Source organism: Melghiribacillus thermohalophilus (assembly GCF_004342905.1).
Lineage (GTDB): Bacteria > Bacillota > Bacilli > Bacillales > Alkalibacillaceae > Melghiribacillus > Melghiribacillus thermohalophilus.
On record NZ_SMAN01000001.1, the window covers coordinates 194,839 to 213,078 of the forward strand.

The 18,240-nt window shown below is 42.7% G+C and carries 20 protein-coding genes and 1 other annotated feature; of the genes, 3 read left to right on the plus strand and 17 right to left on the minus strand.

Annotated features, from left to right (window positions below):
• Positions 1-10: 10 nt before the first annotated feature.
• The 4 genes from EDD68_RS00965 to lspA all read right to left on the minus strand — a co-directional run bounded on the left by EDD68_RS00965 (position 11) and on the right by lspA (position 3,754).
• On the minus strand, positions 11-1,396 hold the full coding sequence (locus tag EDD68_RS00965) for a uracil-xanthine permease family protein (protein WP_132370223.1): 1,386 nt from the start codon (positions 1,394-1,396) through the stop codon (positions 11-13).
• 211 nt (positions 1,397-1,607) lie between these two features.
• Positions 1,608-2,150 (minus strand): bifunctional pyr operon transcriptional regulator/uracil phosphoribosyltransferase PyrR, encoded by a 543-nt coding sequence (gene pyrR, locus EDD68_RS00970; RefSeq protein WP_132370225.1) that lies wholly within the window; start codon positions 2,148-2,150, stop codon positions 1,608-1,610.
• A 177-nt stretch (positions 2,151-2,327) separates the two neighbouring features.
• Entirely contained in the window at positions 2,328-3,245 is a 918-nt protein-coding gene (locus tag EDD68_RS00975) for an RluA family pseudouridine synthase (RefSeq protein ID WP_132370227.1), read from the minus strand.
• 2 nt (positions 3,246-3,247) lie between these two features.
• Entirely contained in the window at positions 3,248-3,754 is a 507-nt protein-coding gene (lspA, locus tag EDD68_RS00980; RefSeq protein ID WP_243646728.1) for a signal peptidase II, read from the minus strand.
• Between the two features lie 231 nt (positions 3,755-3,985).
• Between lspA and EDD68_RS00985 the strand changes: the two genes are divergently transcribed.
• Complete coding sequence (locus EDD68_RS00985) at positions 3,986-4,579, plus strand: lytic transglycosylase domain-containing protein (RefSeq protein WP_132370231.1); 594 nt, start codon at positions 3,986-3,988, stop codon at positions 4,577-4,579.
• 52 nt (positions 4,580-4,631) lie between these two features.
• Here EDD68_RS00985 and ileS read toward each other — a convergent pair whose 3' ends face one another.
• From ileS to EDD68_RS01030, 9 genes are all read right to left on the minus strand, one after another.
• A complete protein-coding gene (ileS, locus tag EDD68_RS00990) occupies positions 4,632-7,394 on the minus strand; it encodes an isoleucine--tRNA ligase (RefSeq protein ID WP_132370233.1) in 2,763 nt (920 codons plus the stop codon).
• A gap of 177 nt (positions 7,395-7,571) precedes the next feature.
• Positions 7,572-7,808 (minus strand) — a binding site (T-box leader).
• A gap of 79 nt (positions 7,809-7,887) precedes the next feature.
• A complete protein-coding gene (locus EDD68_RS00995; RefSeq protein ID WP_132370235.1) occupies positions 7,888-8,412 on the minus strand; it encodes a DivIVA domain-containing protein in 525 nt (174 codons plus the stop codon).
• A gap of 81 nt (positions 8,413-8,493) precedes the next feature.
• Entirely contained in the window at positions 8,494-9,273 is a 780-nt protein-coding gene (locus EDD68_RS01000) for a YlmH family RNA-binding protein (RefSeq protein WP_341540259.1), read from the minus strand.
• Positions 9,274-9,348: 75 nt separating this feature from the next.
• A complete protein-coding gene (locus EDD68_RS01005; protein WP_132370239.1) occupies positions 9,349-9,618 on the minus strand; it encodes a YggT family protein in 270 nt (89 codons plus the stop codon).
• Positions 9,619-9,624: 6 nt separating this feature from the next.
• Positions 9,625-10,056, minus strand: a complete 432-nt coding sequence (locus tag EDD68_RS01010) for a cell division protein SepF (RefSeq protein ID WP_132370241.1) — start codon at positions 10,054-10,056, stop codon at positions 9,625-9,627.
• A 15-nt stretch (positions 10,057-10,071) separates the two neighbouring features.
• Positions 10,072-10,752 carry a YggS family pyridoxal phosphate-dependent enzyme gene (locus EDD68_RS01015; RefSeq protein WP_132370243.1) on the minus strand — a complete coding sequence of 227 codons (681 nt, stop codon included), beginning with the start codon at positions 10,750-10,752 and terminating at the stop codon, positions 10,072-10,074.
• Positions 10,753-10,765: 13 nt separating this feature from the next.
• Complete coding sequence (gene pgeF / locus EDD68_RS01020; RefSeq protein WP_132370245.1) at positions 10,766-11,551, minus strand: peptidoglycan editing factor PgeF; 786 nt, start codon at positions 11,549-11,551, stop codon at positions 10,766-10,768.
• A gap of 77 nt (positions 11,552-11,628) precedes the next feature.
• Entirely contained in the window at positions 11,629-11,910 is a 282-nt protein-coding gene (locus EDD68_RS01025; RefSeq protein WP_132370247.1) for a YlmC/YmxH family sporulation protein, read from the minus strand.
• Between the two features lie 103 nt (positions 11,911-12,013).
• Positions 12,014-12,259, minus strand: a complete 246-nt coding sequence (locus EDD68_RS01030) for a DUF2164 domain-containing protein (protein ID WP_132370249.1) — start codon at positions 12,257-12,259, stop codon at positions 12,014-12,016.
• 103 nt (positions 12,260-12,362) lie between these two features.
• On the opposite strand from EDD68_RS01030, the gene EDD68_RS01035 reads away from it, so the two are divergent.
• Positions 12,363-13,256, plus strand: coding sequence for a DUF4349 domain-containing protein (locus EDD68_RS01035; protein WP_132370250.1), 894 nt, complete (start codon positions 12,363-12,365; stop codon positions 13,254-13,256).
• A 42-nt stretch (positions 13,257-13,298) separates the two neighbouring features.
• Here EDD68_RS01035 and EDD68_RS01040 read toward each other — a convergent pair whose 3' ends face one another.
• The 4 genes from EDD68_RS01040 to spoIIGA form a co-directional block, all read right to left on the minus strand.
• On the minus strand, positions 13,299-13,982 hold the full coding sequence (locus EDD68_RS01040) for a hypothetical protein (protein ID WP_132370251.1): 684 nt from the start codon (positions 13,980-13,982) through the stop codon (positions 13,299-13,301).
• Between the two features lie 140 nt (positions 13,983-14,122).
• Entirely contained in the window at positions 14,123-14,902 is a 780-nt protein-coding gene (gene sigG, locus EDD68_RS01045) for an RNA polymerase sporulation sigma factor SigG (protein ID WP_132370253.1), read from the minus strand.
• Positions 14,903-15,353: 451 nt separating this feature from the next.
• Positions 15,354-16,073: an RNA polymerase sporulation sigma factor SigE gene (gene sigE / locus EDD68_RS01050; protein WP_132370255.1), complete on the minus strand. Its 720-nt coding sequence runs from the start codon at positions 16,071-16,073 to the stop codon at positions 15,354-15,356.
• Positions 16,074-16,099: 26 nt separating this feature from the next.
• Positions 16,100-17,092: a sigma-E processing peptidase SpoIIGA gene (gene spoIIGA, locus EDD68_RS01055; protein WP_132370256.1), complete on the minus strand. Its 993-nt coding sequence runs from the start codon at positions 17,090-17,092 to the stop codon at positions 16,100-16,102.
• 150 nt (positions 17,093-17,242) lie between these two features.
• Between spoIIGA and EDD68_RS01060 the strand changes: the two genes are divergently transcribed.
• Positions 17,243-17,977: an SDR family NAD(P)-dependent oxidoreductase gene (locus EDD68_RS01060; RefSeq protein ID WP_132370258.1), complete on the plus strand. Its 735-nt coding sequence runs from the start codon at positions 17,243-17,245 to the stop codon at positions 17,975-17,977.
• Positions 17,978-18,240 lie beyond the last annotated feature (263 nt).

Below are 18,240 nucleotides of genomic sequence, written 5' to 3' on the forward strand. Positions count from 1 at the left end.
CAATACTTCTTTATGCTGCAGGATCATGGTCGGCTTCTCCCTCTGGTTCTGTTTCGAACATTTTTCCATTTCCGTATGCTTTCTCCCGTCCAGGCAAAATCAGGTTTAAAATGATACCAATCGTAGCAGCCAGTGCCATGCTGGAAACCGTAATGGTTGTATCTTTAAGTTCGAATTGAAGAATCATTCCTCCTACACCGATGACCAGGATGACTGAAGAAATGATGAGATTTCGTTTATCCCCAAGATCCACTTCGTTATCAATTAGCATGCGCAACCCGCTGGAAGCAATGATACCGAACAACAGGATGGATACCCCGCCCATGACAGCGCCTGGAATGGCTTCAATAATGGCCACGAAAATGCCGGTGAAACCGAACAGAATGGCAATGATGGCTGCTCCTGCGATGACGAACACGCTGAATACTCTTGTGATGGCCAGCACTCCAATGTTTTCTCCATAAGTGGTGTTTGGTGGTCCCCCAAGTACAGAGGCAATCATCGTTGCGATCCCATCCCCCAGGATGGAGCGGTTCAGACCAGGATTCTGCAGGAAATTTCGGCCTACTACCTTGGATAATACCATCTGGTCTCCAGTATGTTCCATGATGGTTACAACCGCAATTGGCACCATAATCATCACTATGCTGAAATTTATCACTTCAAAAGGCTGATAGTGTACAAATGGGACAAGAAACTCCGGAGCGCTAAAAATCGCGCCGAGCAGTTCAATGAAAGATCCGCTTGAGATGATTTCGTTCCATTCTGCTTTCATTCCTGAAGTGTCCACAATGCCAAAGCCAAAGGAGATAAGATATCCGCCGATTATTCCGAATAAAATCGGGATCAGTCCAAAAAATCCTTTAAAGAAAATCGCAGCGAGAATGGTAATCCCGAGAGTCATCAATGCCACTGTAAGAAGTGTTCCGCTGTAATTTCCATCTGCGTCGTTCATCGCCATACCTACTGCTGTGGAAGCAAGACCAAGACCAATGACCATGATAACCGGGCCAACCACAACCGGCGGCAATACTTTTTTCAGCCAGTCCAGGCCAAACATCGTAATTAAGAGAGCGACAACTCCGTAAACCAGACCGGCAAGAAAACTTCCGATCATGGCACCAGGAAGGCCGCTGATCTGGCTCGCCATTGAAATAGGTGCGATAAAGGCAAAACTTGAGCCTAAGTAGGCTGGCACGCGTCCCCTGGTGATCAACAGATAAGCCAGTGTACCCACACCACTTGAAATTAACGCAACTCCCTGGGACATTTCTGTTAAGAACGGAACCAGAATGGTAGCACCAAACATCGCAAATAAATGCTGAAGGCTTAAAATCAGCCAGTTTCCTGCTTTCGGCATATCGCGTACGTCCAAGACCATATCCTGTTTTTTCATGATTATATCCTCCCTAATTTTGATCTAAATTAATTTGGAATTCGGTTCGACATAATATGACAAGTTACAGGCACTAAAAAACCTCTTTGCGAAAGGTCGCAAAGAGGTACATTTCTCCCCTACGGCCTGTCAGAGGTTATACTCTCCCCCCGACAGTTCCTTCATTGCGACCTTTTCAGCCTCACTGGACTAAATTAAAGGTCCTGCGTATTCATTTATCGTAAATTTCTACACTGTCTTCGTCATCGGTTTCCTTCAGTTTAACTACGATGACCTCATCCCGGGAAGTGGGAATGTTTTTTCCCACATAATCTGCCCGGATTGGCAGCTCCCGGTGGCCCCGGTCCACCAACACAGCCAGCTGAATCTGACCGGGTCGGCCTTTATCCATGATGGCATCCATTGCAGCCCTGACCGTCCTACCTGTGTAGAGAACATCATCGATGAAAATGACCCGTTTATTCGTGACATCTTCTTCGATTCTGGTTTCTTTTAGTTCTGGCTCATCCATACCGTTCTTTTTGCTTAAATCATCCCGGTACAACGTGATGTCCAGTTCTCCAATCGGAACCTGTATTCCTTCGATTTCCTCGATTTTGGCCTGCAGGCGTTGTGCCAGGGGCACCCCCCTGGTTTTAATTCCGACAAGCATCAGGTTTTCAGTTCCTTTGTTGCGTTCCAGAATTTCATGGGCAATGCGGGTTAAGGCTCTGCGAATCCCTGCTTCATCCATCACCTGGGCTTTCTTTTCCATCCCAATCCCTCCTGTTCTCCTCCATTGACCCATTTAAAAAACCCTTTTGCCCGAGGCGGCAAAAGGGTATAGGACGGCATACTCCTAGTATAGCTTGATTCTGCCACCTTTTCAGCCTCACGGGACTGGTTTAAAGGGCCGATTCAGTTTGCTAGACTCATTATTTCAAACCCCCTGCTAAAAGTCAAGGGTTTTATTCAAATCATCCAGCACTTTTTGAAAAACTTCTGGTGGCTCTGCTTCAAATTCCATCCATTTTCCCGAAACCGGATGTTCAAAACCGAGAACCCGGGCGTGCAAAGCCTGACCGCCAATCGATAGTGTTTTCTTTGGCCCATATTTCGGATCCCCGGCCAGCGGATGGTTAATGTACTGAAAATGAACCCGGATCTGATGAGTTCTCCCCGTTTCCAGTACACATTCCACATGGGTAAAGTCCTGAAACCGTTTCAGCACCTGAAAATGGGTCACGGCTTCTTTTCCATTTTCCACCACAGCCATTTTCTGACGGTCTTTTGGATCTCGCCCGATTGGAGCATCGATGGTTCCGCTATTATGGGATATAACTCCATGAACTACGGCTTCATACTTCCTTTTTACGGTTTTGTCTGAAAGTTGCCTGGCTAATCCCATGTGAGCCCGATCATTTTTAGCCACCATCAGAAGGCCGCTGGTATCTTTGTCTATCCGGTGAACAATCCCCGGTCGCTCCATCCCATTAATCCCTGATAAATCATGACAGTGATACAATAACGCATTCACAAGGGTGCCGGAGGAATGCCCGGCCGATGGATGAACCACCATTCCCCTGGGCTTATTGACGACAAGAACATCTTTATCCTCATACATAATTTCCAGAGGAATATTTTCTGCCTGAATATCCAGGGGCTCTACTTCCGGCATCTGCCACGTTATCCTATCCCCAGTCTGGCATTTATAATTGCTTTTCACTGTTTCGTCATTAACTTTAACAAAATCATCTTTAATCCATCCCTGAACCTGGGTTCGGGATACATCGCTGTTTAATTTTACGAGCAATTTGTCAATTCGCTGATTATGTTCATCTGGAAGTACGGTATGTGATTTCCATTCCAAATTTACGCCCTCCTTTTCTTCTGTTCATCCAGGAAGGTTAGAATCACAATCAAAATGACGCCGACAACCAGTGCCGAATCGGCTACATTAAAAATCGGGTAGTTATAAGAAAAAATATAGACATCGATGAAATCCACCACTTCTTTACGGAACAGCCGGTCGATGAAGTTACCAATGGCTCCCCCGAGAATCAGCCCGAGAGACACCCCTAACAAAGGCTGTTCTTTTCCATATTTTTGCAGGAAATAGATCACGAAAACCAGCACGATGACCGTAACGATATAAAAAAACCACATCTGCCCCTGCAAAATTCCCCATGCCGCTCCCTGATTTCGGTGGGAAGTTATGTACAGGAAGTTTTCAATCAGCATGATTTGATCACCGATTTCCATATGCCTGACAATCAGCCATTTCGTCCACTGATCCAGTGCAATCATTGCAAGTGCGATGATATAATAGTATAACACGGTTGTTCCCTCCAATTTTTCATTCCTTAAGCATTTTACCATAATTAAAAAAAGAAATCTTAAGTTCATAAGCGGTTCAGTCTATCTATAAAACCAAACATTCTACGTATGAAGTGTACATCTGCTTATACCACCTGAATCATTGTTTTATCCGGTTTACGACTAAAAATATATATACATTTTTAGCTGTTCATAAAAAAATTAATGACACATCTCCCCATTTTTTGAGTTTTCCTGATATAATATAGTTAATAAATACTGGAGGAGATTTCCATGAATATTCATATGATCAACGAACTTCTTCAACTGCAGGCTATTCGAAATTTTAGATCCAGCCCGACAAAGACCTCTAGCGATTTTTCGGCAGTTTTTTCACAATTACTGCAGAATCATATCAGTCAGGACTATACATATAACACTTTGCCAGCACAGTCAGTACATATAAAAATGAATGCGTCTAACCTACCATCTAAATCATCTTACTCCAATGATGAAATTGACCGCTTTGTCCAGCAGGCTGCTGACAGGTATCAGCTGGACCCTAAACTCATACACGCGGTGATCAAACAGGAATCCAATTACAATGTCAATGCGGTCAGCCATGCAGGTGCAAAAGGGTTAATGCAACTCATGCCTGGAACAGCCAGGCTGTTGAATGTACGCAATGTGTTTGACCCGATGGAAAATATTTTAGGCGGCGCGAAATATCTCCGTCAAATGATCGACCGTTATAATGGGGACTTGAAGCTAGCTTTAGCAGCTTACAATGCCGGGCCTGGAAATGTTGATAAACACGGGGGCATTCCGCCTTTTAAAGAAACACAGAACTATGTATCCAAAGTGTTAAACCATTATTTTCAGGCGTAAATCCCTCCTGGTACAAATATAAAAGACCAGCCAGTGGCTGGTCTTTTTTGCGTTATGACAGTGTCTGGTAATGTTCCTCAATAATGCTGCTGCAGCGGTCACATAGCTCTGGATGCTTTTCATTTTTTCCAACCGTTTCAGAAGCTACCCAGCAACGCTGACATTTTTCTCCTGGATGTTTTTCCACATAAACCTTCACCTGTTCATATTCTGTAGCTTCATCATGCTTATCTGCCACTTCAGCACCGGAAACGATAAGGTATTGATGCAAATGTTTCATGCTGAGAAGCAATTCCTTTGTCGCTTCATCTTTTGGCACGATGGTGACCTTCGCCTCGAGGGATTTACCGATCACTTTTTCATTCCGTGCTTCTTCCAGTGCTTTCAGAACATCATCCCGTACATTCATGAAGTGATCCCATTTTGCTTTCAGTTCATCCTGGCCTTCTATATCGCGGGGTTCCGGGATATCCGTAAGTTGAACGCTATCTTCTTCCACATCAGGAATGAAGCTCCACACTTCATCGGCTGTGTGAGAAAGAATCGGAGAAAGCATTTTGGTTAGACCCACTAAAATTTCATAATACACAGTCTGAATGCTGCGTCTGCGCAGGTGATCTTTCGGTTCCACGTACAAAATATCCTTGGCAAAATCCAGATAGAATGAGCTTAAGTCAATGGTACAGAAATTGTGCACGGCATGATAAATGGGTGAAAATTCATATTCCTCATACGAATTCCGAACTTTTTTCAAAAGGTCCTGGAAGCGAACGAGCATGTAACGGTCCACTTCCTGAAGGTCTGTTTCTTTAACCGCATCTTTTTTCGGGTCAAAATCATGGAGATTACCCAGCAGGAAGCGCAACGTATTACGGATTTTGCGGTAAACTTCCGCAACCTGTTTTAAAATATCATTGGAAATACGGACATCCCCCTGATAATCCACACTGGCAACCCAGAGGCGCAGAACATCAGCACCAAACTGCTTCATGATCTTCGCTGGAACAATAACATTGCCAATGGATTTACTCATCTTACGCCCTTCGCCGTCAAGGGTAAAACCGTGGGTTACCACAGCTTTATATGGTGCCTTTCCTGTTACCGCAACAGCTGTAGAAAGGGATGAGTTAAACCAGCCGCGATACTGGTCGGTACCTTCCAGATAAACATCAGCAGGACGCTGAAGGTCAGGGCGTTCAACCAGCACACTTTCGTGGGATGAACCGGAATCAAACCAGACATCCATAATATCTGTCTCTTTGGTGAACGAGCCGTTCGGGCTGGATGGATGGGTGAATCCTTCAGGAAGAAGGTCCTTCGCATCCCTTTCGAACCAGACATTGGATCCATGCTCCCTGAACAGATTGGAAACATGTTCGATCGTTTCATCGGTGATAATCGGCTCGCCATTCTCACCATAAAACACAGGAATTGGCACACCCCATACACGCTGACGGGATATACACCAGTCTTCACGGTCTTTCACCATGTTGTGCATGCGGGTTTCGCCCCACTTCGGATACCATTTTACCTTTTTGATTTCGTTGAGAATCTCTTCCCGGAAATCCTTAATGGACGCAAACCATTGATCGGTCGCACGGAAAATCGTCGGTTTTTTTGTCCGCCAGTCATGCGGATAAGAGTGGGTAATAAATGTCAGCTTGAGCAAAGCTCCTGCATCTTCTAGTTTTTTCGTCACTTCTTTGTTGGCATCATCATAAAACAGGCCTTCAAATCCCGGGGCATCTTCCGTAAAATATCCTTTCTCATCTACCGGGCAGAGGACATCTAAACCGTAACGTTTTCCAACCCAGAAGTCATCTTCTCCGTGGCCGGGTGCCGTATGAACACAGCCCGTACCGGATTCGGTTGTTACATGATCACCAAGCACCACGAGGGATTCACGATCATACAAAGGATGTTTGGCAACCACATGTTCCAGGTCGCTTCCTTTAAAGGTGCGCAGTACTTCAGGATTTTCCCACTCAAATTCATTGGTTAAAGTTTCCACTAAATCCCGGGCAACAATATATTTTTTATCATTAACGGTCACTACAGCATAATCGTATTCAGGATTCAATGCAATGGCTAGGTTTGCCGGAATGGTCCACGGGGTAGTGGTCCAGATGATGAACTTTTCATCTCCATCCAGAACCCCTTTTCCGTCCGTTACATCAAATGCAACATAAATGGAAGGAGAACGCTTATCTTTATACTCGATTTCAGCTTCAGCCAGGGCAGACTCAGATGAAGGGGACCAGTATACGGGCTTTAATCCTTTATAGATATAGCCTTTTTTCGCCATTTCTCCAAAGACCCGGATCTGAGCGGCTTCATATTCTTTATCCAGGGTCACATAAGGGTTATCCCAGTCTCCCCGGACCCCGAGCTGCTTAAACTGTTCCCGCTGACGGTCCAGCTGTTCAAGGGCATAATCTTTGCACATTTCACGGAATTCAGCGGCACTCACCTTTTTCCGGTCCACTTTCTGGTCTTTTGTCAGCGCTACTTCAATCGGCAGGCCATGCGTATCCCAGCCGGGCACATAAGGTGCATGGTAACCTGTCATCGATTTATAGCGAACAATGAAATCTTTTAACACCTTGTTCAAGGCATGCCCCATGTGAAGGTCACCGTTGGCATAAGGGGGCCCGTCATGGAGCACAAACAACGGACGGCCTTCTGTCCGTTTTTGCACTTTTTCATAAATGTTCATTTCTTCCCATTTTTTCTGCATTTCCGGTTCCCGTTTCGGCAGATTGCCCCTCATCGGAAAATCGGTCTCAGGCATTAGCAGGGTTTCTTTGTAATCCATAACCATCTTCCTCCTTTTTTCATTGTCAATGATGGACGACTGAGCAGTTTCCTAAACAAGAATAGCTTTAAGCGCCCCGTTTAGCCCTGAAACAGCTTAAGGGAAAACGAGATGAAGCCGGATCAATACGACGCAATCCTCAAATTTCCTAAACCATTAAAAAACCTGCCCATCCCAAAAAGGGACGAGCAGGCTCGCGGTACCACCCTCATTGATTCAAACAGCAGCAGGGCCATTTAAATCCACTTATATATCCTTAACGCGGATTTAACACGTCCATGTCTACTGAGCCTAAGCCTTTCGCATGGAAACTCGAGGGTGATTTTCCAGAAGAACGTTCTGTACCGGGCTTCCACCCTCCCCGGCTCGCTGGTCAGAAGCTGTTCTCTGTACTTTCCCTGTCATCATCGGTCTTTATGTTTCATTGTCCATATTGACACAATTTCATTTAATTCTTTATGTTATGAAATTATATGTAAAAACGTACACAGCGTCAAGATTCCTGACTGGAAAATTCTATTTTATCCTCAGAATTTTCGTCCCTTTCTTCCAGGTTTAATTCAAATAAATTTTCCCAGTCGTCATTTTCAATCATATCCAGCTGGGCTTCAATCAGCATTTTTAAACGGGTGCGGAATACTTTTGCCTGCTTTTTCAGCTCTTCAACTTCAATAGCTACCCGCCGGGATTTATTGAGGGCTTCATTTATGATTCGGTCAGCGTTTTTTTCTGCCTCTTTAATGATTAATCTGGCTTCCTTGCTTGCATTGCCTTTCACTTCCTCGGCTGTCTCCTGAGCAACTAGAATGGATTTATTCAATGTCTCTTCAATGTTATTAAAATGACCTAACTTTTCTTCCAGCTTTGATACCTTTTCCTCAAGTTCCTTTTTCTCTCTAATTACCGTTTCATAATCTTTTATCACTTGATCGAGAAATTCGTTCACTTCATCTTCGTCATATCCTCTAAACGTACGAGTAAACTCTTTATTATGAATATCAAGCGGTGTTAATGGCACGAAGGTTACCCCCTTAAGGTAATTTATTGTTGCCTTATCATTTCGACAGAATACGGTAAAACTCCTTCTTTCCTCACGGGATTATTTCAATTTTGCAGCAGTCATTTTCCATTTTCCTTTTTTGGTTTTTCCATGAATGGCCTGGAACTTGCTTCTTCCTTTTTTCCGAATGGAAAACAGGTCTCCCTCTTCAACCTGAAAAGCAGGGTTTTCCACAATCCGAAAATTCACTTTGACTGCTCCCTTTTTGATCCAATCGATCGCCTTTTGTCTGGACACCTGATAAATTTCACTGATCACCGCATCGAGGCGAAGGGAAGAAACGGTTCCGGAAATGATGATCCACTCTTCCTGAGACGGTCGGAAATCACGAAGTTCTTTCTCACAAAACTCCACCTTTGCCTTTCTAATTCCTGTGAGATGAAAACGCAAAAATGTGCTGATCTCCTGATCACATAAAATTTGTATCCGGTCATTATGAATGATGATATCCCCGAGTTTTTTCCGCTTGATCCCAAGAGACATGAGGGAACCGAGCACATCACGGTGGGTGATTTGAACAAATTTATTCGGATAAGATGCTTCTAACAATCCAATATGAAAGTCATCTTCTGTCAGGTTCTCATAATAGGGAGCCAGAATCCCCCGCTTTCTTTCCGTTTGTTCTCCCCCTCCAAAAAAATGGAGTTTGAAATCGGAATGTTGGCCGACTATGCTTTGAAATATATGCTGTTCCCTTGGATCTAAAAAATCTGTCAGCTTTGGAATGTAGCTCTGTTCCACTTCCTCTTTCCAGGATAAAACCTGGTCTATAAACGATTTTTCTTCCTCCCGAAAATGCTGATAAATATCCATACTCATCCCCTCGAAAATAAAAAGGTGACTGATAGAAAATGCCCCTGCTTATAAGCAAGCAAGGGCTGAAACATATCAAACTCACAATCCAAACAAGATACTGAATAATACACTTAGTCCATATCCGGCAAACTGAAGGACCAGAATCGCCACAATGGGTGAAATATCGATAAACCCGAGAGGCGGTATGACTTTACGAAAAGGTTCCAGATATGGCTCACAAATCTTTGCCAGAAACTGTCCAATCGATGAATCCCTGGCTCCCGGAAACCAGGATAATAGTATGTAGCCGATGATCGCAAACATATAAAGTTCTAGTGCGGTACTTAGTAATATATATAGCTGTCCCATATTTATCTACCACCTTTGATCGTGATCCGATTGATGATCATCAAACATATCTGAAATCGAACCTGAAACATCTACATTATCAGGTGTGCACAAAAAGGTTTGCTGGCCCAGTTTTTGAATATCACCATTAATAGCATAAACGGTTCCGCTTAAAAAATCTACTATTCGCTTTGCCTGGTGATGATCTACTCGTTGTAAATTAATGACAACTGCTTTGCGGTTTTTTAAATGGTCAGCAATTTCCTGTGCTTCATTGTACATTCTTGGTTCACATAACACAAGTTTTGAGGATTGCTGCATGCTTTTTAAGCTAATCACATTGGAATTTTTTCCTGTTTGTTCCGGTTCAGGGTTACTGTCTGCATAAGTCTCTTCGTCGATATATTCATATTCATCCTCAAATGAAAAGAAGGATTTTAGTTTATTTTTAATACTCAAAGTTCGCAACCTCCTTTATTCCGTTTCCTTTCCAACCAGTTTCGTCCCGATCCGTATGTGGGTAGCCCCTTCTTCCACAGCGATTTCATAGTCATTGCTCATTCCCATGGACAAATAGTTGCAGGGGGCATGGGAATATTGTTTCTGTTGAATCCGATCTCTTAGCTCCCTGAGGGAACGAAAGCAGTTTCTGATCACCTTTTCGTCCCCCGTAAATGGGGCCATAGTCATTAAGCCGATAACACGAATAGCCGGATACTCCCTTAGTTTTTCAACAAAGGGATCCACCTCTTCAGGGGCAAGTCCATGTTTGGTTGCTTCACCGGTTACATTGACCTGCACAAAACAGGAAACCGTCCGGCTGGCACGCTTTTGAATTTCCCTCGTTAAGGATAGCCTGTCCAGGGAATGAAGATAATCGATATGATCGATTACATGTTTGACTTTTCTGGACTGTAATGTTCCAATAAAATGCCAGCTTGCCTGGTCTTTGATATGTTCATATTTATTTAAAAATCCTTCCAGACGGTTTTCTCCTATATGATGAATTCCAGCCTCAATGGCTTCTTGTGTCCGGTCTAAAGAAACATATTTGGTAACAGCGATTATATGGACGTCATCTGGATTCCGGTCTGACCTTTCGCAGGCAGCAACAATCCGTTCTCTGATGTTTTCCAGATTTTTTGCAACTGACATGGAGATATCCTCCTTACTCATTCTTTATGCCAATGAAAGCCATCATACGACCGGTTTTCCCCTGATCTCTTCTGTGGGAAAAAAACCATTCCTCTTTATCATACGTACAAAGATCGGTGATTTCAATCCGGTTTTGCCTTACACCTGCGTCAACAAGCATCGTTTTATTCAGCTGCTTTAAATCAAGCAAATAATGCCCCGGCCTTACGGGTTGAATCAGTTCCTCCGTCTGAAGATTTTCCGGAATATGTTGAATGACATGCTGATCCACTTCGTATTGGTCCCTTCCGATACACGGACCGATGACGACAGAAAGTTCAGAAGGGTCAATTCCCTGATCTTTAAATATTCGGACCATTTCCCTTCCGATGCCTCCTACCGTTCCGCGCCATCCGGCATGGGCAAGACCGATCCATTTTTGTTTGTCCGCAAAAAAATAAAGGGGCACACAATCTGCAAAAACAGCTGTCAGCAATTGCCCCGGACGATTGGTGACTAATCCGTCGCAGGAAATGGTTTTTGAATGATTAACTGTGATTAAGTTGACTTGAACCCCATGAACCTGATTCGGCATCACCCAGTTTCTCCGGGGAAACCCAATGATCTCAGCTACACGATGACGATTTTTTTCAACGATTCCAAGATCATCTCCAACATGATCGCCCATATTCAGGCTATGATAAGGAGAGTCGCTGTAACCACCTTGCCTCGTGGTGATTCCAGCCACAATTCCGAATTTTTCCCAGGCGGAAATGGTTAAAATAGAAGGCTGGTTCACAGGTTGAAACGGTTCTGACATGGCAAAAATTCCTCCACGAAAGATTTAATATATTTTATCACATTTTTGGTCCGGTTGCCTGTGCTTTTATCCTGATTTTACTGCTGGCTGGAATCAGGATTTTCTTCCTTGGAATGGGTTAATTTTGGCCTTACTGACTTAACTAGAATGACATCTTTTCCTATCGTAACAATATTATTCCATGGAATGACCAGTTCTTCCTGTTTCCCGAACAGACCTAACCATTTCCCTTTTAAAGCGATGACTAATGCCAGAATGGATCCCTTTTCCGTGTCAATTTCCAGATCATGGATGTATCCTAATTTGCTTCCATCTTCAATAGCGATAATATCCTTTACCTGCAATTCTGAAATCGTCATAGCCTCCCTCACCCCTTCACCATCAATATATGCAGGAAAATGAAGGGTTTTTCGGAAAAATAAAAAAATCAGGACATGGGGATCATTGATGCAAGCAGACCTTTTATCGTTTTGGGATTCTTTTCAGTGATTCCAGATCTTCTTCGAGGCTGATTAGTTTTTGTTCCATCATCCCTTTTGCATCCTCGACTCCCCGGTTATAAAAATACATACCTAATTCTTCCTGAACGAATTGATAAATGTGATCTGCAGCTAGATCTCCGATTTCTTCTCCCCTTTCTCTGTAAAAAAACTCTTTTATTCTAGTTTTGCAATCCTGTTTTTGTTGTTCCGGCATACGGAAGCTCATGTACGGACCCCCTGTCAGTATTTTGCTTTTCGTCATCTTATTGTAACATTTCTCTTTTTCCATCGCCTAATTAACCAAAGAAACCTTCAGAGAGGGGATCAAGATGAAATACATAAAACTGTATATCATTGCGACGTTTTTATGGTTCACAGCTTCCTGCAGCAGTCAGGATCACGGTATGAAAGATGAGAGCGGTGATGCTTCGGCTCAGGAAAATCATGTAGAAGAACAGGCCAATCTTGATGTAGCCGATCGTTCGAATGATGCAGAGGTCCCAGCCGAATCGAATGACACTCATGCACTGGAACGAATGGTGATGTACAACGTTCATTTACGGATAAGCGTCAAACAAATCGACAGTGCTATAGATGAAATCAGCCTTTTGACAAACAAACAAAATGGCTATATTGTCCATTCCTCAGTCAGAAATAACGGTCGGAATCAGCGGGGCAACATGCAGGTAAGAATTCCAAATGACCAATTAGAACGATTTATAGAGGAGCTTAAAGCAATCAGTGAAAAAATACTGGAGAATGAGAAACAGGGTAAGGATGTAACCGAAGAATATGTTGACCTCACTTCCCGGCTGAAAGCAAAGCGAGCAGTTGAGATGCGGTTGCTGGAATTCATGGCCCAGGCCGAAAAAACAGAAGATCTCCTTCAGATTTCCCGTGATTTGGAGAGGGTACAGGGGGAAATTGAATCTATGGAAGGAAGAAAAAATTATCTGGAAAACCGTACAGACTATGCTGAGGTTACTATTATTCTCGAAGATATATCTGTACAGGTTCCAGGAATTGCTGAAGAAGATTTACAAACACGAGAAAGAATGAAACAGGCATTTATTCAGTCGATAAATGGCATTGCAAAATTCTTTTCTGTTTTGGCGGTGCTTGTAGTAGGCTATTCCCCATTTATTATGCTGTTTTTACTTATTGGAGGAGGAGGGTGGATGATCTATCGGAGGACAAACAGAAAAGCGAACCGACCAGAATAAAGCGTGTTCGATTATAAAAATAAATGCCTCCATTCGGGCATTTTATTTTTTTTCCACAAAATGTTTTCCCCTCCTGAATAACAGTGATTTGATAAGCGTTTGATAAATGGAGTCTGTTTCTCGATGCGTTCTGATTTCATGTAAAAAAGGAAAATCATCTGGTCCTATATTTAATCTGGCCAGGGGTTTTACTTCTCTTTCACAAATCCATTCATCCCGGATACCACCCTGTTTAAATCCTTCTTTCGGCAAAATATAGACCGTACCTTCATGAAATGGATTACCTTGAAAGGAATCACTTAAAGAAAAATAGTAGTAGCGTCTAATCCCCTTCTTCGTAGGGACACTCAGGCACATATTTCTCAAAGAGCCTTTATATTGTTCACGATTGATGATGGCAAAAAACATGGGCCAGATCCCATCAGAGGCGGCAAAAACAGCACATACCATTTCACCGTTAAAAAGGGACTGCCTCCGGGGTTCAAACCTCTTTATGTTCCTGTTGCTTGTTCCATGAATGAGAACGTTTTTATGTTCAACAATATATTGTAGAAATTTGTATTTTGGATAGGTGAGTGAATCATTCATGCTGTTTCCCTCAGCACAGAGACATTCACCGTGAAATAAAGAATCAAAAGCTTCTCGTTCTTCCCGGGTAACGGTTATTTCTTTCATTTGATTAAAATCAAGCAGATGAAAAAGAATTCGTACAAGCAGATTCTTCATGATTCCTCTCCCTGAATAAACCTTTTTATTTACGATTCTCCATTCCATCTTCAGAATCCTTCCTTTCGGTTACACAAAGAAAGGCTCATCTTCATGAAAAAGCATGGAAATATCCTTGAATTTCCATGCCTCTTTATCCGTTATTCATTCACATTTTTATTCATTTGTTTAATGGCCGCTTTTTCCAGACGGGAAACCTGGGCCTGGGAAATTCCAATTTCTTCTGCCACCTCCATCTGAGTTTTCCCCTGAAAGAAGCGTTTATTTAAAATCATTTTTTCCCGTTCATTCAGCCTCCGCATCCCTTCTTTTAAAGCAATTTCATCAATCCATAGAGAGTCTTTATTTTTGTCGTCTTTCAGCTGATCCATCACAAAAATTGGGTCCCCGCCATCGTTATAAATAGGCTCAAACAAAGAGACCGGGTCCTGAATAGCATCCAGTGCAAAAACCACATCCGAATGGGGAACCCCCATCTCTTCTGCAATTTCCATTGGTGTCGGATCTTTCGATGTTTTGTTGATCAGCTTTTCCCTTACTTGTAGGGCTTTGTAAGCTATATCTCTGAGCGAACGGGATACCCTTATCGGATTGTTATCCCGTAAATAACGGCGAATTTCTCCAATAATCATAGGCACTGCATACGTAGAAAATTTCACGTTCTGACTCAGGTCAAAATTATCAATGGATTTCATCAATCCAATACATCCTACCTGAAACAGATCATCCACATACTCTCCCCGGTGATGAAACCGTTGAATCACACTGAGAACAAGCCGTAAATTTCCGTTGACCAGTTCTTCTCGAGCAGATTGATCACCTTCCTGCATCTTTTTAAAAAGTTTCCGCATTTCCTCATTGGTTAAAACCGGCAGTTTGGACGTGTCCACTCCGCATATTTCTACTTTGTGTCGTGTCAATCTTAACCCCTCCTAAGGAGCTAGTGTATTTTTCAGTCTGTCCAAAGGAGGGATTTTTATGCAAAACCGAACTGATCCTCATCAAACGGCGGCAGTTCTGTCTCTAAGGTCATGTACAAAAGTGGAATGCGCCGATTTTGGCTCCTGATTTAATATCTACATATAGCTAAAGAGGGCCGAGACATAAAGTAATGAAAGTGGGAATAATAGACAAAGAATCGTTTCCCGGTCCGCATGCGTAGACTCCAGAAGAAATAGCACGCTCCGGGATCAGGACAATGAGCTCTTCAGTCAGCCGGAGACCGTGCCTGTGAAAGCCGAAGCATATGGAATGCATAAAAAATATCCGAACGACATCCTTTGACGATGGAAATCGTTCGGATATTTGATTTCCCTATTCAGTTTGGTTCCGGCCTTATAGAGGAATTTCATACGATAGCCAAAAATTTTGCTAAACCATTTTATTAAATTCTTTTCTTAAGCGTTTGATAATTTTCTTTTCAAGACGGGAAATATATGACTGGGATATCCCCAATAAATCCGCTACATCTTTTTGGGTTTTTTCTTCATTTCCTACCAGGCCAAATCGAAGTTCCATAATTTGTTTTTCCCGATCATTTAACGTAGACAACGCTTTATACAGCAATTTTTTGTCTACATTAGCCTCAAGGTCCCGGGTGATAATATCATCATCGGTTCCGAGCACATCGGAAAGCAGCAATTCATTGCCGTCCCAGTCTACATTTAATGGTTCATCAAAGGAAACTTCAGAACGAATTTTATTATTTCGCCTGAGATACATTAATATTTCATTTTCAATGCACCTCGAAGCATAAGTGGCCAGTTTAATTTTCTTTTCGGGATTAAACGTATTTACTGCTTTGATCAATCCAATGGTTCCAATGCTGATTAAATCCTCAATATGAATACCCGTATTTTCAAATTTTCTCGCAATATATACAACCAGACGCAAATTCCGCTCAATCAGCATGGATCGGGCTGCTTTATCCCCCTTAGGCAATCGTTTCAGCAGGTCCTTTTCTTCATCTTTAGAAAGGGGAGGGGGAAGTGCCTCATTCCCGCCTATGTAATAAATTTCATCGGTTTTAAACCCTAGTCTAAATAAAATTTTGTACCATAAAAATCGGAGCTTAAATTTCCATTTTCTCATCTGACTTTTTCCTCTCCTTTTCCTGTTTATGTCAACTGTAAATGGTGACCTTGCATTAATTTTGGATGCAGCAAACAGTGGTAACTACCGTCTGGTGTCAACTCTCCAAACTGAATACCTATGTAAACCCGATCAAAAGCAAGAACATCTTCCCTGTATTTCAGGTATATTTTTTCAGGCCTAAAAACGAAAAGAAAATCCCGCTTTCCTTCCACCCCCTGGTAAGGTATCAGTCGAATTCTTGCTTTCCAGCTGTCCGGAAGATCTTCAAAACTCCAGCTTTCGGCACATTGTTTTAACTTTTTCCAGTCCGACTCTGAAAACCATTTTTTTAATACCACTTCATCACAGATGATCACAGGTCTTTTGGTGAACGGCTCCACCAGACTATTTCCGCTGTCAAAAAAACCAGTGGTCTGAAGGGATTTGCCATCAACTTCGATGGTTACTGGATACATTTGATCATAGCGGATCTGATCGTAAGATACGGTATCCAGCCGCCTTCTTGTAAACCAGAATACGAATGGAAATAAGATGACGACAAACAGCCAGCTGATCATATCGCCGTAACCCGTGTTATACGTCAGAAATGAGCTGTTTGCGACCTGAAAATTTTGTCCGAGCAAAAAGTAAAGGCCAAACAGTCCCCCGCCGAGAGCAAAAGAAACAAAATAAAAACTGGTCAACTGCTTAATAAGAACATTCATATTTTTAAAGCCAAAGGATGAAACTAAGATGATGAGAGAAAAACCGATTTTCCCTGGTGGAGAAGTCATCCAGTGATCCGGAAAATAAATTGTAACAGGCACGATGAATGAGGCCACAAAAGCTCCAAATATCAGACGTTTCCGGCTGGTTTTAGCCCATGTCAGCCAGTGAACCAGCTGTAAAATCATCCAGTCAATCAAAAAATTTAACAGCCATACGGCATCCAGATAAATGGTCACGTTATTCAGCCTCTCATGGACAACTTTTTCTTTATGTGTAGTATAAATAAGCTTTTGCAAAAAGTCTGTCACTTTCTGTTTGTAAAAGCTGGCTTATTTTTACTCTTTTTGTCACTCTCATGTAAAGTCGCAGTCCCGGCTTTTGTCACAAATTTGTCAACATCATGTTTGGAAAATAGGGTAGGGAAAAGTAAGACTATCTTGAAAAGGAGATGTTGTAAAATGAAGTTAGAAGGAAAAGTAGCCATTATTACCGGCGGAGCAAGTGGAATTGGAGAAGCGACTGCTAAGTTGTTTTCAGGTGAGGGGGCTAGTGTGGTTGTCGCGGATTTCAGTGAAAAGGGTCAAGAGGTAGCAGACTCCTTAATCGGGGAAGCAATTTTTGTCATAACCGACGTATCAAAGGAAGAAGACATCAAAGATCTTATCCAATCTACGGTGGACAAGTTTGGAAGAGTAGACATCATGTTTGCCAATGCCGGAATAGGCGATGCTACCCCGGCTCACGAACTGTCTATTGATGACTGGCAAAAAATGATTGATGTTAATTTAACAGGCGTTTTCTTATCAAATAAACATGCCATCAAACAAATGTTAAAACAGGATGGTGGTGGTTCCATTGTCAATAATGCATCAATTCTGGGGCATGTTGGACAGGAAGGAATTACATCCTACACAGCAGCTAAGGGGGGTGTAGTCAATCTCACCCGCAGCCTGGCAGTCACTTATGCAAAAAATGGCATTCGGGTAAATGCGGTCTGTCCGGGTTATATTGATACTCCGTTATTAAAGGAGGCACCTGATGAACTGAAACAGCAGCTCGTATCACTCCACCCCATCGGTCGTCTTGGAAAAGCAGAAGAGGTTGCTAAAGCGGTACTTTTCCTATCCAGTGATGACGCATCCTTTGTCACTGGAGCAAACCTCCTGGTTGATGGAGGCTATACAGCACAATAAATTTCATATGATCCGAGAAAATCATTCCCAGCCAATCAAAAGTGCCAGGCCACTGCCGGTCTAAAAGCATTTATCCTTATACTGTTTTTTCCCTGGAACAGGCAACTAGAACACCGTGTAAAAAACAGCGTGCTAAGAAACGTTGCATGCCTGAATCGTATCACTTAACCAAAAACGTGTGATCAGCAATCTCGGTCTGAAAACAGATGATGAAACAGGTTTTTCAAATTGAGATAAAAAAGAAAAAAGGATGCCTCTACTGA